23 protein-coding genes are annotated in these 24,702 nt (G+C 70.3%); 5 read left to right on the forward strand and 18 right to left on the reverse strand.

Features of this window, described 5'->3' with window-relative positions; genetic code table 11:
* Positions 1–621, reverse strand: a 621-nt coding sequence (locus STRAU_RS03400; RefSeq protein WP_037657321.1) for a primosomal protein N' family DNA-binding protein, incomplete at its 3' end; no start/stop codon positions are given.
* A gap of 226 nt (positions 622–847) precedes the next feature.
* Between STRAU_RS03400 and STRAU_RS03405 the strand changes: the two genes are divergently transcribed.
* The 4 genes from STRAU_RS03405 to STRAU_RS03420 are packed head-to-tail and all read left to right on the forward strand — an operon-like array spanning position 848 to position 6,009.
* Positions 848–2,143 carry a helix-turn-helix domain-containing protein gene (locus STRAU_RS03405; RefSeq protein ID WP_016638830.1) on the forward strand — a complete coding sequence of 432 codons (1,296 nt, stop codon included), beginning with the start codon at positions 848–850 and terminating at the stop codon, positions 2,141–2,143.
* Between the two features lie 12 nt (positions 2,144–2,155).
* The gene (locus STRAU_RS03410; RefSeq protein ID WP_016638831.1) at positions 2,156–2,914 is read left to right on the forward strand and encodes a TIR domain-containing protein; all 759 of its coding nucleotides are present in this window, start codon (positions 2,156–2,158) and stop codon (positions 2,912–2,914) included.
* Positions 2,911–4,872 (forward strand): hypothetical protein, encoded by a 1,962-nt coding sequence (locus STRAU_RS03415; RefSeq protein ID WP_016638832.1) that lies wholly within the window; start codon positions 2,911–2,913, stop codon positions 4,870–4,872. The genes STRAU_RS03410 and STRAU_RS03415 overlap by 4 nt, the downstream gene beginning before the upstream one ends.
* 21 nt (positions 4,873–4,893) lie before the next feature.
* Positions 4,894–6,009 carry a hypothetical protein gene (locus STRAU_RS03420; RefSeq protein ID WP_016638833.1) on the forward strand — a complete coding sequence of 372 codons (1,116 nt, stop codon included), beginning with the start codon at positions 4,894–4,896 and terminating at the stop codon, positions 6,007–6,009.
* Between the two features lie 61 nt (positions 6,010–6,070).
* On the opposite strand, the gene metK is transcribed toward STRAU_RS03420, so the two are convergent.
* The 13 genes from metK to pyrR all read right to left on the reverse strand — a co-directional run bounded on the left by metK (position 6,071) and on the right by pyrR (position 20,696).
* Complete coding sequence (gene metK, locus STRAU_RS03425) at positions 6,071–7,285, reverse strand: methionine adenosyltransferase (protein WP_016638834.1); 1,215 nt, start codon at positions 7,283–7,285, stop codon at positions 6,071–6,073.
* A gap of 280 nt (positions 7,286–7,565) precedes the next feature.
* Positions 7,566–8,831, reverse strand: coding sequence for a bifunctional phosphopantothenoylcysteine decarboxylase/phosphopantothenate--cysteine ligase CoaBC (gene coaBC / locus STRAU_RS03430; protein ID WP_052028933.1), 1,266 nt, complete (start codon positions 8,829–8,831; stop codon positions 7,566–7,568).
* Between the two features lie 90 nt (positions 8,832–8,921).
* Positions 8,922–9,191, reverse strand: coding sequence for a DNA-directed RNA polymerase subunit omega (rpoZ, locus tag STRAU_RS03435; protein WP_016638836.1), 270 nt, complete (start codon positions 9,189–9,191; stop codon positions 8,922–8,924).
* 42 nt (positions 9,192–9,233) lie between these two features.
* Positions 9,234–9,827, reverse strand: a complete 594-nt coding sequence (gene gmk / locus STRAU_RS03440; RefSeq protein ID WP_052028934.1) for a guanylate kinase — start codon at positions 9,825–9,827, stop codon at positions 9,234–9,236.
* A 62-nt stretch (positions 9,828–9,889) separates the two neighbouring features.
* Complete coding sequence (locus tag STRAU_RS03445) at positions 9,890–10,213, reverse strand: integration host factor (protein WP_016638838.1); 324 nt, start codon at positions 10,211–10,213, stop codon at positions 9,890–9,892.
* Between the two features lie 378 nt (positions 10,214–10,591).
* Positions 10,592–11,437 (reverse strand): orotidine-5'-phosphate decarboxylase, encoded by an 846-nt coding sequence (pyrF, locus tag STRAU_RS03450; RefSeq protein ID WP_016638839.1) that lies wholly within the window; start codon positions 11,435–11,437, stop codon positions 10,592–10,594.
* The gene (locus tag STRAU_RS03455; protein ID WP_037657318.1) at positions 11,434–12,546 is read right to left on the reverse strand and encodes a quinone-dependent dihydroorotate dehydrogenase; all 1,113 of its coding nucleotides are present in this window, start codon (positions 12,544–12,546) and stop codon (positions 11,434–11,436) included. The genes pyrF and STRAU_RS03455 overlap by 4 nt, the downstream gene beginning before the upstream one ends.
* Before the next feature lie 113 nt (positions 12,547–12,659).
* On the reverse strand, positions 12,660–15,968 hold the full coding sequence (gene carB, locus STRAU_RS03460; protein WP_016638841.1) for a carbamoyl-phosphate synthase large subunit: 3,309 nt from the start codon (positions 15,966–15,968) through the stop codon (positions 12,660–12,662).
* Entirely contained in the window at positions 15,961–17,103 is a 1,143-nt protein-coding gene (carA, locus tag STRAU_RS03465) for a glutamine-hydrolyzing carbamoyl-phosphate synthase small subunit (protein WP_016638842.1), read from the reverse strand. Before carA ends, carB begins: the two co-directional genes overlap by 8 nt.
* Positions 17,100–17,720: a PH-like domain-containing protein gene (locus tag STRAU_RS03470; RefSeq protein WP_016638843.1), complete on the reverse strand. Its 621-nt coding sequence runs from the start codon at positions 17,718–17,720 to the stop codon at positions 17,100–17,102. The genes carA and STRAU_RS03470 overlap by 4 nt, the downstream gene beginning before the upstream one ends.
* Complete coding sequence (locus STRAU_RS03475) at positions 17,717–19,003, reverse strand: dihydroorotase (protein WP_016638844.1); 1,287 nt, start codon at positions 19,001–19,003, stop codon at positions 17,717–17,719. The genes STRAU_RS03470 and STRAU_RS03475 overlap by 4 nt, the downstream gene beginning before the upstream one ends.
* Before the next feature lie 4 nt (positions 19,004–19,007).
* On the reverse strand, positions 19,008–19,985 hold the full coding sequence (locus tag STRAU_RS03480; RefSeq protein WP_016638845.1) for an aspartate carbamoyltransferase catalytic subunit: 978 nt from the start codon (positions 19,983–19,985) through the stop codon (positions 19,008–19,010).
* A gap of 135 nt (positions 19,986–20,120) precedes the next feature.
* Positions 20,121–20,696 (reverse strand): bifunctional pyr operon transcriptional regulator/uracil phosphoribosyltransferase PyrR, encoded by a 576-nt coding sequence (gene pyrR, locus STRAU_RS03485; RefSeq protein WP_016638846.1) that lies wholly within the window; start codon positions 20,694–20,696, stop codon positions 20,121–20,123.
* A gap of 240 nt (positions 20,697–20,936) precedes the next feature.
* On the opposite strand from pyrR, the gene bldD reads away from it, so the two are divergent.
* A complete protein-coding gene (bldD, locus tag STRAU_RS03490; protein ID WP_016638847.1) occupies positions 20,937–21,437 on the forward strand; it encodes a transcriptional regulator BldD in 501 nt (166 codons plus the stop codon).
* Between the two features lie 206 nt (positions 21,438–21,643).
* On the opposite strand, the gene nusB is transcribed toward bldD, so the two are convergent.
* The 4 genes from nusB to STRAU_RS03510 form a co-directional block, all read right to left on the reverse strand.
* On the reverse strand, positions 21,644–22,075 hold the full coding sequence (gene nusB / locus STRAU_RS03495) for a transcription antitermination factor NusB (protein ID WP_016638848.1): 432 nt from the start codon (positions 22,073–22,075) through the stop codon (positions 21,644–21,646).
* Between the two features lie 2 nt (positions 22,076–22,077).
* Complete coding sequence (efp, locus tag STRAU_RS03500) at positions 22,078–22,644, reverse strand: elongation factor P (protein WP_016638849.1); 567 nt, start codon at positions 22,642–22,644, stop codon at positions 22,078–22,080.
* A 52-nt stretch (positions 22,645–22,696) separates the two neighbouring features.
* A complete protein-coding gene (locus tag STRAU_RS03505; RefSeq protein ID WP_037657319.1) occupies positions 22,697–23,803 on the reverse strand; it encodes a M24 family metallopeptidase in 1,107 nt (368 codons plus the stop codon).
* 216 nt (positions 23,804–24,019) lie between these two features.
* The coding region (locus STRAU_RS03510; RefSeq protein ID WP_037657320.1) for an AAA family ATPase at positions 24,020–24,702 on the reverse strand (683 nt) is incomplete at its 5' end.

Here is a 24,702-nt window from a genome sequence, read left to right on the forward strand (position 1 = left end):
GCCGCCCGCGGCGAGCGACGCCACGAACTCGGCACCGCGCCCGTACCGCTGCCACGATCCGGGCTCGGGCGCTGGGGGCGGCGCGGCCGCGGGGGGCGATGGCCGGGACTCGGCGCGGGCGTGCCGCGGCGGAACGGCCAGCTGCAGCACATCGGCGAGACTGCCCGCGTACCGGTCGGCGACGGCGCGGGCGAGCCCCAACAGCTCCTCGTCGAGCACCGGTTCCGGCGACACGACCTGGGCTAGCGCGGCCAGCGGCCCGCTGTAGTCCGACTCGGCGCAGCGCTCGACGACGAACCCGTCGATGAGCCCGCCCCCCTCGCGCCGCCCGCCCCGCACATTCCGCGCCCCGGCCCCGAACCGCACCCGCACCCGCACCCCCGGCTGCGCGGCCTCGTCCAGCTCCAGGGGCACGGCATAGTCGAAATACCGGTCGAGATGCAGCACGCCCTTGTCGACGACGACCCGCGCCACCGGCAACGACTCGGCCAGCGCCGCCCCCCGCCACGTACGCGGCTTCGCCTTGGGCGCCTTGGCCTTCCGCACACTCTCCCGAATGAGCGCAAGCTGCTCGGGCTCGGCGCCCTGTGCACCACCCGACTGACCGTTCTCGCTGCTCACAGCCAAATTCCTACCAGACAGCACTGACAGTGACACCCTCGGGACGATCAGCCCCCTCGCCTCGGCCCTCTGGCCGATTTCCCTTTCTCGACATCCGGAACCGTGTCGGCTTCGCTCCGGATGAGGAAACGGGAAACGCTCCATTCGCCTTGTTCGGCCCGGTCGGCTGCCACACGCTGAATTGCGGCGCTCATCGGCTGTCGGCCGGAGAGTGACGGAGGTTGAAGTGCTGGAAGACACATGCGATTTCGGGCGGGAACTGCGGAGGAGGCGCCTGCACGCCGAGCTCTCCCTGGAGCAGCTGGGCCAGCGCGTCCACTACAGCAAGAGCCAGCTCAGCAAGGTGGAACGCGGGCTCAAACGCCCGACACTCGAACTCGCCCGCCTCTGCGACACCCAGCTCAAGGCCGACGGCGCACTAGCCGGTCTGCTACCGGTCACCCCGTCCCGGCCGCCACAGGACAGTCCCGATCACGACAGTGAGGTGTGGTTGATGCACGTGGACAAGGACGGCTCGAGCAGCATCCGGAGGATGACGCGACGCCGCGCGATGTCCGCGGGAGCCATGTCCGCCTTGGCCCTGCAGTCCGGCAACGCCCTCGTACAGCCCCCGCCGGACGAGGCGGCAGCGACTGTCGCGGACGCCGCCCGCCTGATCTTCGACCAGCTCCGCCACCTCGGTCAGTCGTCGGGCCCCGCGGGCGTGCTGCCCGCCCTCACTGCCCAGACCCACAGCCTCGAGCGACTGGCCGGGCACGCCGGTCCTCGGACGCGGCGCGACCTGCTCCTCATCGCTTCCCGCTACGCCGAGTACGCGGGGTGGATGGCGCAGGAGTGCGGCAAGGACTCGATGGCCCGTTGGTGGACCGCCCGCGCCGTGCGCCTGGCTGACGCCGGCGACGACCCGGACATCGCCACCTACGCGTACGTCCGGCACTCTCTCATCAGCCTGTACCGAGGGGACATCTCCGATGCCGGTCGGCTCGCCGAGCGAGCTCTGCGCAGTGACGCGTCCTCGCGCATACGTGGTCTTGCCGCCCAGCACCTCGCCCAGAGCGCCGCCGTCGCCGGTGACCACACGGCCTGCATGCGCAATCTCGACCGCGCCCGTGCGCTGCTGGCGCGCGACGTGGCCGACCCCGGCCAACCGGTGCTCGGCGCCTCCCACCTCCCGGACGTGGTCGCCATGTTCACCGGCTGGTGCCTGTACGACCTGGGCCGCCCCGCTGAAGCCGCTGACCTGCTCGACCGGGAAACCGCGCGCATCCCCACGCACGCGTTTCGCACGCGGGGGCGGTACAACATCAGGCGTGCCCTCGCACACGCGGCGGCAGGCGAAGTCGACCACGCCTGCGAGATCGCGGGCAACGCCCTGACCTCGGTGCGACTCACGTGCTCCGCGACGGTGGCCGCCGACTTGCGCCGCCTCTCCCACACCCTCGCGCGACACCGGGGCCGTGCCGCGGTCCGCGCGCTCGCACCCGATCTGGCAGTCGCCATCACCTGCACGTCCGCTTCCTAGAGGGGACAAGCCATGCACGAGATCTTCGTCAACTACCGGACCGAGGGCGGCAAGGAACTGGCCTACCGGTGCGAGGAGGCCCTGACGGACCGATTCGGGCCCGACAGTGTCTTCCTCGCCGGCAGCGCCATCGAACTCGGCAACGACTTCACCCAGGAACTGCCCCGAGCGGTGCGCCGAAGCCGAGTACTGCTCGTGCTCATCGACGAGCAGTGGCTCGACGCCCCGGACCCCAGGCGCCCGGGACGGCGCGCCTTGACCAACCCGCAGGACTGGGTACGCCGCGAGATCGAGGAGGCATTCGACTCCGGGGTACTCGTCGTTCCCCTGCTGGCCGGACGGAGGCTGGAACAGCTCGCTCCGCACCGCCTCCCCAAATCCATCGCGCAACTGGCGGTCTGCCAGTACGCGCGCATCCAGTCGCGTACCTTCGCCACGGACCTGGCGGGCCTGGCCGACCGCCTCGTTCAGCAAGTCCCCGGCTTGGCTGTGATGGACAGGCAGGGGGCCGAGCGCGACGCCGCGTCCGAGGCACTGCCCGCTGTTCACAACGACCATCAGAGCGGCGGCATCGGCCATGTCGGAGGCTCAGTCGGCACCTTCGTGGGTGAGTCCCACAGTCCATTGCACAGCGGCAGCGGCGACATGGTCACCCATCACCACGAGAACGGCGACGGGACCACCCACTTCACGGGGGACAACAGGGGCAGCAGCGTCAGTCACCAGTTCGGGCAGCGGCTCCGCCGGACGCGCAAGGAAGACGACCGGTGACGGAGAGCGCCAGCACGTACGTACACGAATCCCATGGCTCGGTCCACGGCGGCGAGGGGCCTCAGTACAACTTCTACGTGGCGGCGAAGGCGGCCGCCACCTCTCGCCTGCGGGACCAGGCGGCCCGACGGCGCCGCACCATCTCCGAGGCCGACCGCGTCCACCTCTACCAGCGCTTCGTGGATCCACCCCGCTTCACGAGAGCCCGTGAGCTACTGCGTGAGACGCGTACCGTCCTACTCGACGGCCTGCCCGGCAGCGGGCGACGCGCGTCCGCTCTGATGCTGCTCCACGAACTGCCCGCATCACGGGGAAGTCTGCATGAACTGCCCGACACCCCCGACGACTCGGCTGCCTCCGTCTTGGACGAGCAGGATGTCAACGCCGGTGACCGACTCCTGCTCGATCTGTCCGAAGCGGAGGAGTCCCGGTATGTGGAGATCCAGCGGGACCTGTTCGAGCTCCGTGACCGCCTCTCACAGCTCGACGCCCATGTGGCCGTGGTGCTGCCGCACCATCTCGGCTACCTGTTGCGCGACGACCTCAGGCACCTCACCACCGAAATCGGCCGCCCCCCAGCCAAACGGGTGCTCGCTCGGCATCTGCGGTGCGAGGACCTCCGGCCTACGAGCGTCGAGCTGGAGAGCCAAGAACTCGGGACGTATCTGTCTCGGGCTCCTCTGCGGAAGGTGGCGGCGCTCGCGGACAGCATCAGGCAGCACCGCGACGCGAGCAGCGCCGCAGGGGACTTCGGCCAATGGCTCGCAGCGGCACTCGCCGACGAGCACAATCAATCCGCGCGCGTCGCCGCGGACATCGCAGCCGAGGCCAGCGGGCGTCGTCGGGCACTGCTCCTCGCATTGGCGATGTTCCACGACTCACCCCCGGGCACCGTCCTGCACGCCACGAACAGCCTGCTGAAGGTCCTGAGCCATCCGGACGACGGGACCCCTCGGCTCGACCGCACCGATCTGTACGCGGAGTTCACCGCGGTGGGTGCGGAGGTCGGGGCCGACGGCCGGGTACGTTTCACCCTGCCCGGCTATGCCAACGCCGTCCGTGAACACTTTTGGACCTATATGCCGGATATCCGGCTACAACTGCGCGACTGGTTCCACGCCTGTATGGCGACGCCCGACCTCGAGCCCGACATACGGAAGGCAGCCATCCCGCGTTTCGCCGCGCAAGGCTTGCGGTGCCGACGTCCCGAAGATCTCAGGTGGATGGTGGAGAGGTGGGCGCGCCCCGGCACTTCAGCCTGGTACATACCGGACGCGGCTCAACTCCTGGCACTTGGTCTGGCTGACGAGCAGCACGGGCGCTACTTCCGGCAGCAGATCTACGACTGGTCGACGTCGACGGACGCGATTCAACGCCTGGGGCAGGTCCTGGTACCGGTCTGTTCGGAAGCCATGGCACCCACGCACCCGGATCAGGCCCTGGTACGCCTCCATCACCTCGCGCGCCGAGGGGAGGGGCGGGTGAGCGCCGACGCACAAGCAGCAGTGGTGGCCCTCGCCCACTCCGACAATCGCCTCTACCAACTGATGCTCAGTCGACTGAGTACCGGTATGGAGCGCCGCTTGGGGGACAGGGACAGCGAGCTCTTCCTCGCGCTCGCCGACCCGATTCGTCTCATCCGCTCACAGCGGGTGCGCACCCTGCTGGCTCAGGCGTGGCGGGTGACACTGCGCCGCCCCGATGAGCGGTGGGCCGAGTGCGTGTCGCGCTGGCTCAGTGCGGGCGTGGCATACGCCGAGTACCAGCCGCATGTCCTGGAGGTTCTCGCCACGGCCTGCGCATCGGACTGCCGCACCGCGGGTCGCCTCTTCCGGGTCGCGCGCGCGTGGCGGCGAGCGCCGGTCGGCACCGGGGCCGCTCGCGTGGACACCCTCGACCGACTGCTGCGCGCCATCGACACCCAGCAGGGCCTCAGTCCCTACGAACGCACTGCTTGAGAGAGAAATCGGGGGTTCACCATGAGTTCCGGCCAGAAGACGATGACGTTATTCGTCACCGTCATCCTTGGGCTCATCTTCGTCATCATGGGCTTGAGCGCGAACTGGCCCCTGTGGGCCTGGCCCACGACAGCCGCGATCCTCCTGGTCATCGCGGCAGTAACCCACAACGTCCTGAGCCGTGGTGCCGACGGACCAGCCTTCCCTTCCGTGCCCGAACCCACCCCTGAGCCCTTCATTGACAAGCGCCCCGAGCGCCATGTCACCCACGTGTCCCTGCCGAGCGCGGCTCCCGACTATGACTTCTCGTTCTCCGCGACGGTGACCTGGACCGAGATGGAGGCTCCTGAGGGCGCGCCGGCGATCGACGCGGGAGGGTTGGCGGTCGACGCCGTGCTCCAGCGCGCACGGGTCCTCACCGAACGGCAACAGCCCACCCACAGCACCTTCGTACAGCACCTGCTGAACGGGGCACTGGGCACGATGCGGCTGGACCCCAGCGGCCGTGTGGTGGCCATGGCCCAGAACGTCTCATTGAGCCTGTCCGAAGTGGACCGTGAGCGCCTGTTCAAGCTCTCCAACGTCCGTAAGGACGAGGACGTCTGGGAGCACGAACGCAATTACGAACGCAGCAAGCGTGCTTATCTCGGCGACGACGTACTGAAGGACACAGGAAGCGCCGTGGTGTGGTGGCTCTCCCGCAACGACGAGCAGGTCGAGGCCACAGTGGACCGGATCGGCCTCCTGGCCCGTCTGTCCGCCGCCGCCAACAATGCCACCGTCGCGCCGCCCTTCGAGCACTTGGTGCCGCCACCCGCGTTCGCCGGTGATCCGCTCGGCCTCGGCGAGCAGCAGTTCATGTCTCGTCAACAAGACATCTCGATGCCGCCCGGCGACGATGCGGGGCACTTTGCGTCCGCGGATGCGGGCTCCCTCGACGCCTTTCTGGAGTGGTTCGGGTTCTCGCCCGATGACCCGGAGGTCGAGATCTTCGCCGAACGACTGATCAAGCTCGCGCATGTCCACGGCAAGGACGATGTTGTCGAGGATCTTCGGCGACGCTTCGGACGCGGTGACCGCGATGACGCGGACGACACCGACAACGGCATGTCGGCGCCGCCGGACCCTCCCGCCTGACATGGCGAGGCCCGGTGCCCCGAAGAGGGGTCACCGGGCCTCCAACAGTCCGACTGACGGGTCAGCCTTCCAGCCCTACAGCCTTCCGCAGCGCCTCCACCCGATCCGTCCGCTCCCACGTGAAGTCGGGGATCGCCCGGCCGAAGTGGCCGTACGCGGCGGTCTGCGAGTAGATCGGACGGAGGAGGTCCAGGTCGCGGATGATCGCGGCCGGGCGGAGGTCGAAGACCTCGCTGATGGCGGTCTCGATCTTCTCCGTGTCGACCTTGGCCGTGCCGAAGGTCTCGACGAACAGACCCACCGGCTCGGCCTTGCCGATCGCGTAGGCGACCTGGACCTCGCAGCGGGCCGCGAGGCCGGCCGCGACGACGTTCTTGGCGACCCAGCGCATGGCGTAGGCGGCGGAGCGGTCGACCTTGGACGGGTCCTTGCCGGAGAAGGCGCCGCCGCCGTGGCGGGCCATGCCGCCGTACGTGTCGATGATGATCTTGCGGCCGGTCAGGCCGGCGTCGCCCATCGGGCCGCCGATCTCGAAGCGGCCGGTGGGGTTGACCAGGAGGCGGTAGCCCTCGGTCTCCAGCTTGATGCCGTCGTCCAGGAGCGCCTTGAGCTCCGGCTCGACGACGAACTCGCGGATGTCGGGGGCCAGGAGCGAGTCCAGGTCGATGTCCGACGCGTGCTGCGAGGAGACGACGACGGTGTCGAGGCGGACGGCCTTGTCGCCGTCGTACTCGATGGTGACCTGGGTCTTGCCGTCGGGGCGCAGGTACGGGATGGTCCCGTTCTTGCGGACCTCGGACAGGCGGCGGGACAGGCGGTGCGCGAGGTGGATCGGGAGCGGCATGAGCTCCGGGGTCTCGTCGCAGGCGTAGCCGAACATCAGGCCCTGGTCGCCGGCGCCCTGCTTGTCGAGCTCGTCCTCATCGCCCTCGACGCGCTTCTCGTACGCCGTGTCGACGCCCTGCGCGATGTCGGGCGACTGGGCGCCGATGGACACCGACACGCCACAGGAGGCACCGTCGAAGCCCTTCTTCGACGAGTCGTAGCCGATCTCGAGGATCTTGTCGCGCACCAGCTGCGCGATCGGCGCGTACGCCTTGGTCGTGACCTCACCGGCGACGTGCACGAGGCCGGTGGTGATGAGCGTTTCGACGGCGACCCGGGAGGTCGGGTCCTCCCGCAGAAGCGCGTCGAGGATGGTGTCGCTGATCTGGTCGGCGATCTTGTCGGGGTGACCCTCGGTCACGGACTCCGAGGTGAAGAGACGGCGGGACACATCGCTCCCTGTGGTTGCAGCGGCTGCTGGCTGATCATTGGCGGGCGGGCCGAGAGCTGCGCTCGACGCCGTCCGACACCAGTTTATCGGTCGCGCTCCGCCGCGTGGTCACCTGTCTCGCTTCATGGGCGCCGTGACCTGCGGCACTGCATTGTGCGATACGACGATCGGTCTGCACCAGAGGGCCTGCCGCCCGAATTCGCGGGGTTTGAACCCTCCACTTGGGCGGAAGTGACGTTCGCCTCACTTTTCGAATGGCAGACCACAGGCCCCCCACGGTTCACGGCAGACGCTGGATCACCAGGTCCCAGATCGTGTCCGCGAGGTCCTCCTTGGGTCCGTACGGCACCGGGGTCTCACTGCCGTCGGCGCCGAGCACGATCGCCTCGTTCTGCTCGGAACCGAATGTCTTGCGTTCACCGACCTCGTTCACCACGAGTAGGTCGCAGCCCTTGCGGGCGAGCTTGGCGCGGCCGTTGGCCAGCACGTCGTCCGTCTCGGCGGCGAAGCCGACGACGATCTGGCCCGTGCGGGGGCGGTCGCCCGCGATCTCGGCCAGGATGTCGGGATTGCGGACGAGGACGATGGGGGCGGGGTCCTCGCCGTCCTTCTTCTTGATCTTTCCGGTGGCGTACGTCTCCGGACGGAAGTCGGCCACGGCGGCGGCCATCACCACGGCGTCGGCGTCGGCCGCAGCCTTCAGGACGGCCTCGCGGAGCTGGACGGCGGTGCCGACGGGGACGATGTCGACGCCCGCCGGGTCGGGGAGCGCCGCGTTGGCCGCCACCAGGGTCACGCGGGCGCCACGGGCCGCCGCGCTGCGGGCGAGCGCGTAGCCCTGCTTGCCGGAGGAGCGGTTGCCGAGGAAGCGCACCGGGTCCAGGGGCTCGCGGGTGCCGCCGGCGCTGACGACGACGTGGCGTCCGGCGAGGTCCGGTGCGGCGCCGACGGCGACGTCGCCGCCCCGGCCGAGGACGCGGCGTACGACGTCGAAGAGCTCGGCGGGTTCCGGGAAGCGGCCCTTGCCGGTGTCGACGCCGGTGAGGCGGCCGACGGCGGGGTCGACGACGAGGGCGCCGCGGCGGCGCAGCGTGGCCACGTTCTCCTGGGTGGCCGGGTGCTCCCACATCTCCGTGTGCATGGCCGGGGCGAAGACGACCGGACAGCGGGCGGTGAGGAGCGTGTTCGTGAGCAAATCGTCGGCCAGGCCGTGGGCGGCCTTGGCGAGCAGGTCGGCCGTGGCGGGCGCGACGATCACGAGGTCCGCGCCCTGTCCGATGCGTACGTGCGGCACCTCGTGGACGTCCGACCAGACTGACGTGGACACCGGGTGGCCGGACAGCGCGGACCAGGTCGCGGCGCCGACGAAGTGCAGCGCGGACTCGGTGGGCACGACGCGCACGTCGTGGCCGGACTCCGTGAGCCGGCGCAGCAGCTCGCACGCCTTGTAGGCGGCGATCCCGCCGCTGACCCCCAGAACGACCTTCGGCTTGTCCACCGTGCCTCCCCGCACTCGAAAACGTACGACTGAAACGTACGACTCCATGACACACCACGGGCCCGGCAGGTGCTCTGCCGGGCCCGTGGTGGAAAAACTGGCGCCTGCTGCTTGCCGGCGCCTACTGCTTGCTGCTGCTCACGTCGGGGCCTCGACGGCCTCGGACGTCAGCAGGCCCGCGTTGATCTCGCGGAGCGCGATCGACAGCGGCTTCTCGTGGACGTGGGTGTCCACCAGCGGGCCCACGTACTCCAGGAGGCCCTCGCCGAGCTGCGAGTAGTACGCGTTGATCTGACGGGCGCGCTTGGCGGCGTAGATCACGAGGCTGTACTTCGAGTCGGTGGCCTCGAGCAGCTCATCAATCGGCGGGTTGATGATGCCCTCGGGCGCGGTGATGGAAGAGGACACGCTCTGCCTTCCGAAGGGGGTCAAGATCAAAGGTGGTGAAGATCAAACAACTTTCATCAAGGCTAGCAGCTCGCGAGCCACATCCTCGACCGAGGTGTTGACCAGGGTGATGTCGAACTCGGCCTCCGCGGCCAGTTCGACGCGTGCGGCCTGAAGCCTGCGCTCGATCACCTCGGGCGGCTCCGTGCCCCGGCCGGTGAGCCGGCGCACCAGCTCCTCCCAGCTCGGCGGGGCCAGGAAGACCAGCTGTGCCTCGGGCATCGACTCGCGCACCAGGCGGGCGCCCTGCAGGTCGATCTCAAGGAGGACCGGAACACCTGATTCCAGATGTTCCAGGACCGCGCGGCGCGGAGTGCCGTAGCGGTTGCCCGCGAATTCCGCCCACTCCAGGAGCTCGCCGTTGGCGATCAGCTTGTCCATCTCCTCGTCGGTGACGAAGAAGTAGTGGACACCGTGGCGCTCGCCGGGGCGCGGCTTGCGGGTCGTCGCCGAGACCGAGAGCCAGACCTCGGGGTGTTCCTTGCGCATATGAGCGACGACCGTGCTCTTGCCGACCCCGGAAGGGCCGGAGAGCACGGTCAGCCGCGGACGTGCGTCCGGGGGTACGGGGGTCGTCCCCCGGGATGTTGCAGCCATGCAGCGATTATCCAGCCTCTCGGGACTGCCTGGGACCAGGTGCCCCAGGAAGCCTGAGACCGTCAGGCCCCGCTGCCGCCGAACTCTCGCTCGAGCGACGCGATCTGGTTGGAGCCGAGACCGCGCACACGGCGGCTCTCGGAAATGCCGAGGCGCTCCATGATCTGCTTGGCGCGGACCTTGCCCACGCCCGGCAGGGACTCCAGGAGGGCGGAGACCTTCATCTTGCCGATGACGTCGTTCTCCTGGCCCTGCTTGATGACCTCGTGAAGGGAGGCGCCGGAGTGCTTGAGTCGATTCTTGACCTCGGCCCGCTCCCGGCGAGCCGCGGCGGCCTTTTCGAGCGCGGCTGCGCGCTGTTCAGGGGTAAGGGGCGGAAGAGCCACGCCTACGTCACCTCGGATGTCGAACTGTCGGATACGGACCGGTGAGGAACCTAGTCGCCCCACACCAGGGGAGCAACGTGCAACGCGCTTGCCCGTTGTCCCCCACTACCTTGAGGGTGTGGGAGCTGCCCCCACTCGTCGGAGACTAGCGGCCATGGCCGCTGGAGTCAGCGAGAACTGACGAAAAGTCCTGGTCAGCCTCCACTGAGCCTGACATATCGGTCATTTCACCCCTGTTTTGGCCGGGTGTCGCGTAAGCAACGCGTCAGTTCGGCGCGTGCACGACCACGTCGGCGTCTCCCCGGAAACGCGAATCCGCTCCCGGAAAAGCCTTTCTGTCCTCCCGACGTGCACTCTCGGCGAAAGAAGTCCGGGGGCCTACGCCGCGTCGACCGCGACCCGCACCTCGTCCGCGAACCGCGCCGCCGCGTCCCGCAGCGCGCCCGCGCCGGGCCCCGCCTTCAGGACGCCCCGGCTGACGTTCGGCACGACGTTGCGCACGGCCGCGCCGAAGACCCGCGGCAGGTCGGCCGGCGTCGCGCCCTGCGCTCCGATGCCCGGCGCGAGGAGCGGCCCGTTGATGTCCAGCTCGAAGGTCGACAGGTCCCCGAGCGTGGCCCCGACGACCGCCCCGAAGGACCCCATGGGCGCCGCTCCCGCGTTCTCGGCCGCGAGGTGCCCCAGCATGGTGGCCCCGATGCTCCGGCCGTCCTCGCGCACCGCGCGCTGCACCTCGGCGCCCTCCGGGTTGGAGGTCAGGGCGAGCACGAAAAGGCCCGCGCCGTTCTCCCTGGCCAGGTCCACCGCGGGGGCGAGGGAGCCGTAGCCCAGGTAGGGCGAGACGGTCAGCGCGTCCGAGAACAGCGGTGCGTCCTTGTGCAGGAACGCCTCCGCGTACGCGGCCATGGTGGAGCCGATGTCGCCGCGCTTGGCGTCCATGACGACCAGGCCGCCCGCCGCGCGCAGGTCCGCGACCGCCCGTTCCAGGACGGCGATGCCACGCGAGCCGAAGCGCTCGAAGAACGCCGACTGCGGCTTGAAGACGGCCACCTGGTCGGCCAGGGCGTCGACGACGGTGCGGGTGAAGGTCTCCAGGCCCTGGATGTCGTCGTGGAGACCCCAGGCCGCGAGCAGGGACGCGTGCGGGTCGATGCCGACGCACAGCGGGCCGCGGGTGTCCATGGCGTGGCGCAGCCGGGCGCCGAAGGGATCCAGGGGGCTCATGCTGCGGAGACCTTTCGAGAGTCGGCGCCGACCGCTTCGGCGAGGGTGGCGTACGGGGACGCGGCGAGGCGGGCGGCGAGGCCCTTGTGGACGGCGCGGCCCCAGAAGGGGCCCTCGTAGATGAACGCGCTGTAGCCCTGCACGAGGGTCGCGCCCGCGAGGATGCGCTGCCAGGCGTCCTCGGCGCTCTCGATGCCGCCGACGCCCACCAGGGTGATCCGGTCGCCCACGCGCGCGTAGAGGCGCCTGAGGACCTCCAGGGAGCGCTCCTTCAGGGGCGCGCCGGACAGGCCGCCGGTCTCCGCGACCAGCGCCGGGTCGGAGGCGAGCCCGAGGCCCTCGCGCGCGATGGTGGTGTTCGTGGCGATGATGCCGTCCAGGCCGAGCTCGACCGCGAGGTCGGCGACGGCGTCGACGTCCTCGTCGGCGAGGTCGGGCGCGATCTTCACGAGCAGCGGGACGCGGCGGCCCTCGACGCTGCGGTCCGCGGCCTCGCGCACGGCGCTGAGCAGGGGGCGCAGCGACTCCGTGGCCTGGAGGTTGCGCAGGCCCGGCGTGTTCGGCGAGGAGACGTTGACGACCAGGTAGTCGGCGTGCCGGGCGAGGCGTTCGGTGGACTTCACGTAGTCGGCGGCGGCCTCGGCCTCCGGCACGACCTTCGTCTTGCCGATGTTGACGCCGACGACGGCCCTGAAGACGGGCTCCCGGGCCGCCAGGCGGGCCGCCACGGCCGCGGAGCCCTCGTTGTTGAAGCCCATGCGGTTGATCAGCGCGCGGTCCTGCACGAGGCGGAACAGGCGCTTCTTGGGGTTGCCGGGCTGCGGCTCCCCCGTGACCGTACCGATCTCGATGTGGTCGAAGCCGAGCATCGTCATGCCGTCGATCGCGACGGCGTTCTTGTCGAACCCGGCGGCGAGCCCGAAGGGGCCGTGCATGCGCAGGCCGAACGCCTCGGTGCGCAGTTCCTTGAAGCGCGGGGCGAGGGCGGCGGCGACGAACGTGCGCAGGACCGGGACGCGGGCCGCGCGGCGGATCCAGCGGAAGGCCAGGTGGTGGGCCTGCTCGGGGTCCATCCGCTGGAAGACCAGGCGGAAGAAGAGCTTGTACATGGGGGTGTCCTCAGTGTCCTCGGAGTCCTCGGAGTCCTCGGATGCCCCATGAGGCACGAGGCATCCGACATGAGGAGGGGGACACCGCTTCCGGTGTCCCCCTCGTGGGCTGCTCAGTCGCGGGCCGCGGTCAGCTGCCGCGCGTGCTCCTGGAGGGAGCGCACGCCCACGTCCCCGTGGTTGAGCGCGTCGATGCCCTGGACGGCGGCGGCGAGGCCCTGCACGGTCGTCAGGCACGGCACGGAGCGCGCCACGGCGGCCGTGCGGATGTCGTAGCCGTCGAGGCGGCCGCCGGTGCCGTAGGGGGTGTTGACGATGAGGTCGACCTGGCCGTCGTGGATGAGCTGGACGATGGTCTTCTCGCCGTTCGGGCCCTCGCCCTCGGACTGCTTGCGCACGACCGTGGCGTTGATGCCGTTGCGCTTGAGCACCTCGGCGGTGCCGGAGGTGGCCAGCAACTCGAAGCCGTGGGCGACCAGTTCGCGCGCCGGGAAGATCATCGAGCGCTTGTCGCGGTTGGCCACCGAGATGAAGGCGCGGCCCTTGGTCGGCAGCGGACCGTACGCGCCCGCCTGCGACTTGGCGTACGCCGTGCCGAACACCGTGTCGATGCCCATGACTTCACCGGTGGAGCGCATCTCCGGGCCCAGCACGGTGTCGACGCCGCGGCCCTGGATGTCGCGGAAGCGCGACCAGGGCATCACGGCCTCCTTGACGGAGATCGGCGCGTCCAGCGGCAGTTCGCCGCCGTCGCCGACGGCCGGGAGCAGGCCCTCCGCGCGCAGCTCGGCGATGGTCGCGCCGAGCGAGATGCGGGCGGCGGCCTTGGCCAGCGGCACCGCGGTCGCCTTCGAGGTGAAGGGGACGGTGCGCGAGGCGCGCGGGTTGGCCTCCAGGACGTACAGGATGTCCCCGGCCATCGCGAACTGGATGTTGATCAGGCCGCGTACGCCGACGCCCTTGGCGATGCCCTCCGTGGAGGCGCGCAGGCGCTTGACGTCGTGGCCGCCGAGCGTGATCGGGGGCAGCGCGCACGCCGAGTCGCCGGAGTGGATGCCGGCCTCCTCGATGTGCTCCATGACGCCGCCGAGGTACAGCTCGTGGCCGTCGTACAGCGCGTCCACGTCGATCTCGATCGCGTCGTCCAGGAAGCGGTCGACGAGGACCGGCCGGGACGGGCTGATCTCCGTCGACTCCTCGATGTACGCCGACAGCCTGACCTCGTCGTACACGATCTCCATGCCACGCCCGCCGAGGACGTAGGAGGGGCGTACGAGGACGGGGTAGCCGATCTCGTCGGCGATGGCCTTGGCCTCGGCGAAGGTCGTCGCGGTGCCGTGCTTGGGCGCGGGCAGGCCCGCCTCGGCGAGGACGCGGCCGAAGGCGCCGCGGTCCTCGGCGGCGTGGATGGCCTCGGGCGAGGTGCCCACGACCGGCACGCCGTTGTCCTTGAGGGCCTGGGAGAGGCCGAGCGGGGTCTGGCCGCCGAGCTGGACGATGACGCCGGCGACCGGGCCCGCCTGCGCCTCCGCGTGCACGATCTCCAGGACGTCCTCCAGGGTGAGCGGCTCGAAGTAGAGCCGGTCGGAGGTGTCGTAGTCCGTGGAGACGGTCTCCGGGTTGCAGTTGACCATGACGGTCTCGTAGCCCGCGTCGCTCAGCGCGAACGAGGCGTGCACGCAGGAGTAGTCGAACTCGATGCCCTGGCCGATGCGGTTCGGGCCGGAGCCCAGGATGATCACCGCGGGCTTCTCGCGCGGGGCGACCTCGCTCTCCTCGTCGTACGAGGAGTAGAAGTACGGCGTCTTGGCGGCGAACTCGGCGGCGCAGGTGTCGACCGTCTTGTAGACGGGCCGGACGCCGAGGGCGTGCCGGACCTCGCGGACGACGTCCTCGCGCAGGCCCCGGATCTCGGCGATCTGGGCGTCGGAGAAGCCGTGCCGCTTGGCCTCGGCGAGCAGCTCCGGCTCCAGCTTCTCCGCGGCGGTCAGCTCGTCGGCGATCTCCTTGATGAGGAAGAGCTGGTCGACGAACCAGGGGTCGATCTTCGTGGCGTCGAAGACCTCCTGGGGCGTGGCGCCCGCGCGGATGGCCTGCATGACGGTGTTGATGCGCCCGTCGGTGGGCCGCACGGCCGCGCGGAGCAGCGTGTACTTGTCGCCGGGCTTGCCGGTGAAGGAGAACTGGCTGCCCTTCTTCTCCAGCGAGCGCAGCGCCTTCTGCAGGGCCTCGGTGAAGTTGCGGCCGATGGCCATGGCCTCGCCGACCGACTTCATGGTCGTGGTCAGCGTGGAGTCGGCCTGCGGGAACTTCTCGAAGGCGAAGCGGGGAGCCTTGACGACGACATAGTCGAGGGTCGGCTCGAAGGACGCCGGGGTCTTCTCGGTGATGTCGTTGGGGATCTCGTCGAGCGTATAGCCGACGGCCAGCTTCGCGGCGATCTTCGCGATGGGGAAGCCGGTGGCCTTCGAAGCGAGCGCCGAGGACCGCGAGACACGCGGGTTCATCTCGATGACGATGACCCGGCCGTCGTCGGGGTTGACGGCGAACTGGATGTTGCAGCCGCCGGTGTCGACGCCGACCTCACGGATGATCGCGATGCCGACGTCCCGCAGGACCTGGTACTCGCGGTCGGTGAGCGTCATCGCGGGTGCGACCGTGATGGAGTCGCCGGTGTGCACGCCCATCGGGTCGAAGTTCTCGATGGAGCAGACGACCACGACGTTGTCGTGCTTGTCGCGCATCAGCTCCAGCTCGTACTCCTTCCAGCCGAGGATGGACTCCTCCAGGAGCACCTCGGTGGTCGGCGAGAGCGTGAGGCCCTGGCCCGCGATGCGGCGCAGCTCGTCCTCGTTGTGCGCGAAGCCGGAACCCGCGCCGCCCATGGTGAAGGAGGGCCGCACGACGACCGGGTAGCCGCCGAGCTCGCCGACGCCCTTGAGGACGTCGTCCATGGAGTGGCAGATCACCGAGCGCGCGGACTCGCCGTGGCCGGTCTTGGCGCGGACGGCCTCCACGACCTCCTTGAAGAGGTCGCGGTCCTCGCCCTTGTTGATGGCCTCGACGTTCGCGCCGATCAGCTCGACGCCGTACTCCTCCAGGACACCCTGCTCGTGCATCGAGATGGCCGTGTTGAGGGCCGTCTGGCCGCCGAGGGTGGGCAGGAGCGCGTCGGGGCGCTCCTTGGCGATGATCTTCTCGACGAACTCCGGGGTGATCGGCTCGACGTACGTGGCGTCGGCGATCTCAGGGTCGGTCATGATCGTCGCCGGGTTCGAGTTGACGAGGATGACGCGCAGGCCCTCGGCCTTGAGGACGCGGCACGCCTGGGTCCCGGAGTAGTCGAACTCCGCGGCCTGGCCGATGACGATCGGGCCGGAGCCGATGACCAGGACGGACTGGATATCGGTGCGCTTAGGCACGCTGGCCCTCCATCAGAGATACAAAGCGGTCGAAGAGGTACGCGGCGTCGTGCGGGCCCGCGGCCGCCTCGGGGTGGTACTGGACGCTGAACGCGGGCCGGTCGAGGAGCTGGAGCCCCTCGACGACCTGGTCGTTGAGGCACACGTGGGAGACCTCGGCGCGGCCGTAGGGGGTGTCGGAGACCTTGTCGAGGGGCGCGTCGACGGCGAAGCCGTGGTTGTGCGCGGTGACCTCGACCTTGCCCGTGGTGCGGTCCTGCACGGGCTGGTTGATGCCGCGGTGGCCGTACTTCAGCTTGTACGTGCCGAAGCCGAGGGCGCGGCCGAGGATCTGGTTGCCGAAGCAGATGCCGAACAGGGGTGTCCCGCGCTTCAGGACCTCCTGCATGACGGCGACGGGGCCGTCGGCGGTGGCGGGGTCGCCGGGGCCGTTGGAGAAGAACACTCCGTCGGGATCGACCGCGTACACGTCCTCGGCGGTCGCGGTGGCGGGCAGGACGTGCACCTCGATGCCGCGCTCGGCCATGCGCTGCGGGGTCATGCCCTTGATGCCGAGGTCGACGGCGGCGACCGTGAACTTCTTGGTGCCGATCGCGGGGACGACGTACGTCTCCTTGGTGGCGACCTCCGCGGAGAGGTTCGCGCCCTTCATCTGGGGGGCGGCCTGCACCTTGGCGAGCAGGTCCGCGTCGCCGGAAACGGCGTCTCCGGAGAAGATGCCGACCCGCATGGCGCCGCGCTCGCGCAGGTGGCGGGTCAGCGCCCGGGTGTCGATGCCGCTGATGCCGACGACACCCTGGCGCTCCAGCTCCTCGTCCAGGGAGCGCTGGGCGCGCCAGTTGGAGGGCACGCGCGCGGGGTCGCGCACCACGTAGCCGGAGACCCAGATCCGCTGCGACTCGGGGTCCTCGTCGTTGACGCCGGTGTTGCCGACGTGCGGGGCGGTCATCACGACGACCTGGCGGTGGTACGAGGGGTCGGTGAGGGTCTCCTGGTAGCCGGTCATGCCGGTGGAGAACACCGCCTCTCCGAAGGTCTCCCCCACGGCCCCGTAGGCACGCCCGCGGAAGATGCGGCCGTCCTCCAGGACGAGTACGGCAGGGGTCTTGGTGGCTCCCCTTGTGGAGGTCGTCATCGTGCGCCTTCCGTTTCCGTCGTGCCCGCGGTCTCGCTCTGGGACCGCGCGTTGTCGATCATGTCGTTCAGGGTCTCGACCCACTCAGCCTGCTCGGCGGCGTGGTCCGAGCGGAAGCCGGAGTCCAGGAGTTTGTCGCCGTGCTCCCAGGTGACGATCAGCAGACCGCCCTCGGCGAGGACCTTGCCGGCGATGCCCTTGTCCAGGCGGGCCTCGCGCAACGCCTCCTTCGGGATGAAGAAGTCCCGCGCCCCGGGGCGCACGACGTCCAGGCCCGCGTCGGTGAGGCTCAGCTCCACCCGGCTGCGGGTGCCCAGGCCGTGCGCCACGATCCGGTCGAGCCACTGCCCGGCGGTGGTCGAGCCGTGGTAGCGGCCGGTCATCTCAAGTTTCGCCGGGCCGGGGTCGGACGGCGCGCCGGCGAGCTCCGGCAGGTCGCCCTGGAGCGTGCCGCGCCACTTCCAGCCCTGGCGCATCAGCCAGTAGACGAGGGCGATGAAGAGCAGCAGGCCGACGACCCAGCCGAGCCGGGCGGCCCAGTCGGTGACCTCGGCCGACTTCTCCTCGGCGGCCAGGCGGGTCAGGTGCGGGCTGGCAAGAAGGTGCGTTGCGGTCACTGGAGCTTCCCGTCGACGAGCGTGGCCCGGCCCCGCAGCCACGTGTGCGTGACGCGTCCCGGCAGCTCACGTCCCTCGTAGGGGGTGTTGCGGCTGCGGGAGGCGAATCCCGCGGGGTCCACGGGACCACGGTATGCCGGATCGACGAGGGTGAGGTTCGCCGGCTCGCCTGCCGAGACGGGGCGGCCGTGGCCCGTGGCCCCGCCGATCCGGGCGGGCGTGTGCGCCATCCGCTCGGCGACGCCCGCCCAGGTGAGCAGGCCGGTGTCGACCATCGTGTGCTGCACGACGGACAGGGCGGTCTCCAGGCCGACCATGCCCATGGCGGCCGCGCCCCACTCACAGTCCTTGTCCTCGTGCGGGTGCGGGGCGTGGTCGGTGGCGACGATGTCGATGGTGCCGTCGGCCAGGGCCTCACGCAGCGCCATGACGTCGCGCTCGGTGCGCAGCGGCGGGTTGACCTTGTAGACGGGGTTGTACGTCCGTACGAGCTCGTCGGTGAGGAGCAGGTGGTGCGGCGTGACCTCGGCGGTGACGTCGATGCCGCGCGACTTGGCCCAGCGCACGATCTCCACGGAGCCCGCGGTCGACAGGTGGCAGATGTGCACCCGCGAACCGACGTGCTCGGCGAGCAGGACGTCCCGGGCGATGATCGACTCCTCGGCGACCGCCGGCCAGCCGCCGAGCCCGAGCTCCGCCGAGACGACGCCCTCGTTCATCTGGGCGCCCTCGGTGAGCCGCGGCTCTTGGGCGTGCTGCGCGACGACGCCGCCGAACGCCTTCACGTACTCCAGGGCGCGCCGCATGATCACGGCGTCGTCGACGCACTTGCCGTCGTCGGAGAAGACCGTGACCCCGGCCGCCGACTCGTGCATGGCGCCCAGCTCGGCGAGCTTCTTGCCCTCCAGGCCGACGGTGACGGCGCCGATCGGCTGCACGTCGCAGTAGCCGGACTCCTTGCCGAGCCGCCAGACCTGCTCGACGACGCCCGCGGTGTCGGCCACCGGGAATGTGTTGGCCATCGCGAACACGGAGGTGAAGCCGCCGCTCGCGGCCGCCCGGGTGCCGGTGAGGACGGTCTCGGAGTCCTCACGGCCGGGCTCGCGCAGATGGGTGTGCAGGTCCACCAGGCCCGGCAGCAGAATCCGGCCGTCGGCCTCGACGACGGTGGCGCCCTCGTCGCTCAGCCCGGAGCCGACCTCCGCGACGGTCTCGCCGTCGACGAGGACGTCCTGCGCCTCGCCGCCGAGCACCTTCGCACCACGGATCAGAATCTTGCTCATGTTCTTACTTCTCCTCGGTACGGGTGTGGGTGACGGCGGGCTCGTTGCCGCCCAGGAGCAGGTAGAGGACGGCCATGCGGATCGAGACGCCGTTGGCGACCTGTTCGACGACCGTGCAGCGGTCGGAGTCGGCGACCTCGGCGGTGATCTCCATGCCGCGGACCATCGGGCCGGGGTGCATCACGATGGCGTGCTCGGGCATCTTCGCCATGCGGTCGCCGTCGAGGCCGTAGCGCCGGGAGTACTCGCGCTCGGTGGGGAAGAACGCGGCGTTCATCCGCTCGCGCTGCACCCGCAGCATCATCACGGCGTCGGACTTGGGCAGCACCCGGTCGAGGTCGTACGACACCTCGCACGGCCAGTGCTCGACGCCCACCGGCACCAGGGTGGGCGGCGCGACGAGGGTGACCTCGGCGCCGAGCGTGTGCAGCAGGTCCACGTTGGAGCGGGCGACACGGCTGTGCAGGATGTCCCCGACGATCGTGACGTTCTTGCCGGCCAGGTCCTGGCCGAGCCCGGCGTCCCGGCCGACCAGGCGGCGCCGCATGGTGAAGGCGTCGAGCAGGGCCTGGGTGGGGTGCTGGTGGGTGCCGTCGCCGGCGTTGATGACGCTGGCGTCGATCCAGCCGGAGGTGGCCAGGCGGTAGGGCGCGCCGGAGGCCCCGTGGCGGATGACGACGGCGTCGACGCCCATGGCCTCCAGGGTCTGGGCGGTGTCCTTGAGGGACTCGCCCTTGGAGACGGACGACCCCTTGGCGGCGAAGTTGATGACGTCGGCGGAGAGGCGCTTCTCGGCGGCCTCGAAGGAGATCCGGGTCCGGGTCGAGTCCTCGAAGAAGAGGTTGACCACGGTGCGGCCGCGCAGCGCGGGCAGCTTCTTGATCGGCCGGTCGGCGACGCGTGCCATCTCCTCCGCGGTGTCGAGGATGAGAACGGCGTCGTCGCGGGTGAGGTCGGCGGCCGAGATGAGGTGTCGCATCATCTGGTGGGCTCCGTAAGGGAATTCAGGTGTGCGGGTACCCGGACGGGAGTGTCCCCGGGGGCACGGCGGGCATGCGGGCGCGCGTCGGCTCGCGCACGGACAGGTGTCCCGAAGGGCCTGCCGTACGGGAAGGAGCTAGCGCTCGCCGGCCGGAGCGGTCGGCTTGGCGCCGAGCAGCACGGCGTCGCGGCCGTCCTCCTCGGCGAGCTGGACCTTGACCGTCTCCCGCAGCGACGTCGGGAGGTTCTTGCCGACGTAGTCGGCGCGGATGGGCAGTTCTCGGTGACCGCGGTCGACGAGGACGGCGAGCTGCACCGCGCGCGGGCGGCCGATGTCGTTCAGGGCGTCGAGGGCGGCGCGGATGGTGCGGCCGGAGAAGAGCACGTCGTCGACGAGGACGACCAGGCGGCCGTCGATGCCGTCACCGGGGATGTCGGTGCGGGCGAGTGCGCGCGGCGGGTGCATGCGCAGGTCGTCGCGGTACATCGTGATGTCGAGGGAGCCGACCGGGATCTTGCGGCCGGTGATCTCTTCGAGCTTGGCGGCGAGCCGCTGCCCGAGGAAGACACCACGGGTGGGAATGCCGAGCAGGACCACGTCCTCCGCGCCCTTGGCGCGCTCGACGATTTCGTGGGCGATACGGGTCAGCACCCGTGCGATGTCCGGGCCTTCGAGAACGGGCCGGGCGACACCGGAGTCTTGCGAGTCCATGAAAAACGGACCTCCTTCTCCGCCTCACGGGACGGACTTTAAAGGACGTCTAAAATGCGCCAACTACGTCAACTGCGCCATTCACGGTACCAGCAACGGCAACGCGCGCCGTCACCACCCCCACGGAAGAGGCCCTCGGACTCATTCGGCTTGACGCGGCCAAGTAACGCTGCGTAACCTCACAGTGAGTCACCAGCCGCGCGGCGGAGCCGCACGTTGTCACAGCGTCCGGGGAGCTATATGTCCAGCGAATACGCCAAACAGCTCGGGGCCAAGCTCCGCGCCATCCGCACCCAGCAGGGCCTTTCCCTCCACGGCGTCGAGGAGAAGTCCCAGGGTCGCTGGAAGGCGGTCGTGGTGGGGTCGTACGAGCGCGGCGACCGTGCCGTGACCGTGCAGCGCCTCGCCGAGCTGGCGGACTTCTACGGCGTTCCGGTGCAGGAACTCCTCCCGGGCACGCCGCCCGGCGGCGCCGCCGAGCCCCCGCCCAAGCTGGTCCTCGACCTGGAGCGGCTGGCCCACGTCCCGGCCGAGAAGGCGGGCCCCCTGCAGCGCTATGCCGCGACGATCCAGTCGCAGCGCGGCGACTACAACGGCAAGGTGCTCTCCATCCGCCAGGACGACCTGCGCACCCTCGCCGTGATCTACGACCAGTCGCCCTCGGTGCTCACCGAGCAGCTGATCAGCTGGGGCGTCCTGGACGCGGACGCGCGCCGCGCCGTGGCCCACGAAGAGGTCTGAATCCTCCCAAGGGAGACTTGAGCAGAAACGTGCCGCCGGGGTGGCCGGAACCATTGTGTTCCGGCCACCCCGGCGGCCTTTTGCGTGGGTGCGGAAAACCCTGGAGGGCTGGAGGGCAAAAACCTGGAGGGCCCACAGCCAAACGGCTGTGGGCCCTCCAGGAACGGAAAAGTCCGGCGGAAGCCTGCTCTCCCCGGCGAGAACGCCTACTCTCCCCGGCGAAGACTCGGCTTCAGGTCCTTGAACCGGCCGAGCAGGCCATTGACGAAGGCCGGCGACTCGTCCGTGGAGAATTCCTTGGCGAGCTGGACGGCCTCGTCCAGAACCACCGCGTCGGGCGTGCCGTCGACCCAGACGAGTTCGTACGCGCCGAGCCGCAGGATGTTCCGGTCGACGACGGGCATCCGGTCGAGCGTCCATCCGACGGCGTACTGCGAGATCAGCTCGTCGATGCGGGAAGCGTGCTGCTCGTACCCCTCGACGAGCTCCATCGTGTACTCGCTCACCGGCGGCTGCCGGGTGTCGGTCCGCGAGTGGCGTACCCAGTCCGCCAGGACGGTCAGGACGTCGACACCACGCTGGTCGGCCTCGAAGAGGATCTGGAAGGCGCGCTTGCGGGCCGTATTACGGGCGGCCACGGTTAGCTGTTCACCCGGCCGAGGTAGCTGCTGTCGCGGGTGTCGACCTTGATCTTCTCGCCGGTGGTGATGAAGAGCGGCACGTTGATCTGGTGGCCGGTCTCCAGGATGGCGGGCTTGGTGCCGCCCGTGGAGCGGTCGCCCTGGACGCCCGGCTCGGTCTCCCGGATGGTCAGCTCGACGGCGGCGGGCAGCTCGACGAAGAGGACCTCGCCCTCGTGCTGCGCGACGGTGGCCTCGAAGCCCTCGATCAGGAAGTTCGCGGCGTCGCCGACGGCCTTCTTGTCGATGTGCAGCTGGTCGTAGGTCTCCATGTCCATGAAGACGAAGTAGTCGCCGTCCATGTAGGAGAACTGCATGTCGCGCTTGTCGATCGTGGCCGTGTCGACCTTGACGCCGGCGTTGAACGTCTTGTCGACGACCTTGCCGGAGAGCACGTTCTTGAGCTTGGTGCGCACGAAGGCCGGGCCCTTGCCGGGCTTGACGTGCTGGAACTCGACGACGGACCAGAGCTGGCCGCCTTCGAGCTTGAGCACCAGGCCGTTCTTGAGGTCGTTCGTGGAAGCCACGGTTGCGGAATCTCCTGGACTGACGTGGACGACCCCGGGGCACGCGCACGCGCTAGAGCGCGAGCAGCTCCTTGGTCGTAATGGTGAGTAGCTCGGGTCCGCCGTCCGCTTCGCAGCGGACGACGAGCGTGTCATCGATCCGGACCCCGCCCCGGCCCGGGAGGTGGACCCCCGGTTCGACGGTGACCGGCACGCAAGCGTCCAGTTTACCCATGGCCGCGGGCGCCAACTGCGGGTCCTCGTCGATTTCGAGCCCGACACCGTGTCCGGTGAGCGGAGCGAGGCCGTCCGCGTAGCCCGCGGCGTCGAGTACGTGGCGTGCCGCGCGGTCCACGTCGCGGTAGGCGGCGCCCGGTGTCAGGGCCTCGCGGCCGGCCCGCTGAGCGGCGAAGACGAGGTCGTACAGCTCGATCTGCCAGTCCGCGGGCGAGGTGCCGATGACGAAGGTGCGGCCGATCTCGCTGCGGTAGCCGCGGTAGCAGGAGCCCAGGCACACGGAGAGGAAGTCGCCCTCCTCGACCCGCCGGTCGGTGGGGCGGTGCCCGCCGCGCCCCGAGTTCGGCCCGGTGGCGACGGACGTGGCGAAGGCGGGGCCGTCGGCGCCGTGATCTACCAGGCGGCGCTCCAGCTCCAGCGCGAGATGCCGTTCCGTGCGCCCCACCAGGATCGACTCGAGGAGCTCCCCGAGAGCCTGGTCGGCGATCTCGGCGGCGATGCGCAGGCAGGAGATCTCCTCCTCGTCCTTGACGAGCCGCAGCTGCTCCACGCCGCGCGCCAGGTCGGTCAGGCGCAGCGCGGGCGCCACGGAGCCCAGCGCGTGGTGCCGGGCGACGGTCAGATGGTGTTCCTCGACGGCCAGCGACTCGGCTCCCTGCGCCGCCGCCTGCCTCGCCCCCGCGACGGCCGGGTCGCCGCCGGGCGTCTCCAGGACGTGCGTCCGCAGCGCTTCGTCGGGCCGCTCCGCACCGGGTTCCTCCCCCGGCGGCCGCGCGCACACCAGCACGTCCTCGGTCCTGCCCAGCAGCAGTACGGCACCGCCCGGCGCCGCGCCCGCGAGATAGCGCACATTGGCGGGCCGGGACACGAGCGCGGCCGCACTCCCGCCACCCGCACAGCGCTCCCTGAGCCGCTCCCTGCGCGCGGCGTACACCTCTGACATGGAGCCGAGCCTATGAGGGGCCCGGCCGCACGGCCGGTTCAGCGCGTCCGGACGGGCGGGGGCGGCTGCGCGCCCGGGCGGTGACGGGGTGGTGAGCCCCGGCGTACGTCCCGCCGATCGCGCTGCGCGCTCGTACTCGAACTCCCCCAAGGTCTCCCCGCGCCCTTTCTGGGCGCGACCGCGCGTGCCCGTGCTGTCAGGCCGTCCGACGTGGATCTACCACTTCGGCGGGCTCGCGATCGCGCGGGCCAGGACGTCGTCCAGGAGGGCGGCCGTGGCGGGGACGTCGAGCTGGGAGTTGTCGATGATGGGCAGGCCCGAGCCGTACCAACCGGCCATGCGGCCGTGGATGCGGGCGACCTCCTCGTCCGTGAGGCGGCGGTTGCCGCTGCGCTGGGCGTTGCGCTCCAGGACGATCTCCAGGCCGGGGAGCAGGACGACGGGCAGCAGGCCCGGCCCCACATGCCGCTTCCAGCCGCCGAGGCCGACGACCGGGCGGTCCGGGAACACGGCGTCGTCGAGGATGCAGGAGATGCCGTTGGCGAGGAAGTTCCGCGCGGCGAAGCCGCAGGTGCGGCGGGCCAGGCGGTACTGCGCCTCGGAGTTGTCGTTCCAGCCCGACTGCGGGTCGGCGAAGCCCGAGCGCACCCATTCGCGTACGTCGTCGAGGCTGATGTGCGCCGTCGGGACGCGCCGGTGCTCGGCCCAGAACTTCGCCACGCTTGTCTTGCCCGCGCCCGCGGGGCCGATGAGCAGCACGGCCAGCGTGGTGGAGCCCGTGTCGGCCCTGGCCGTGCCGGGCGGCGGGCTCGGCATCGCGACGGGGCCGCCGGGCGGGAGCTGGATGTGCCCGGTGGTGTCACGGGCCGGCGGGGCGGCGACGGGCGCGTGGGCGGAGG

Origin of the sequence: Streptomyces aurantiacus JA 4570, from assembly GCF_000414115.1 — a bacterium.
GTDB classification, from domain to species: Bacteria; Actinomycetota; Actinomycetes; order Streptomycetales; family Streptomycetaceae; genus Streptomyces; species Streptomyces aurantiacus_A.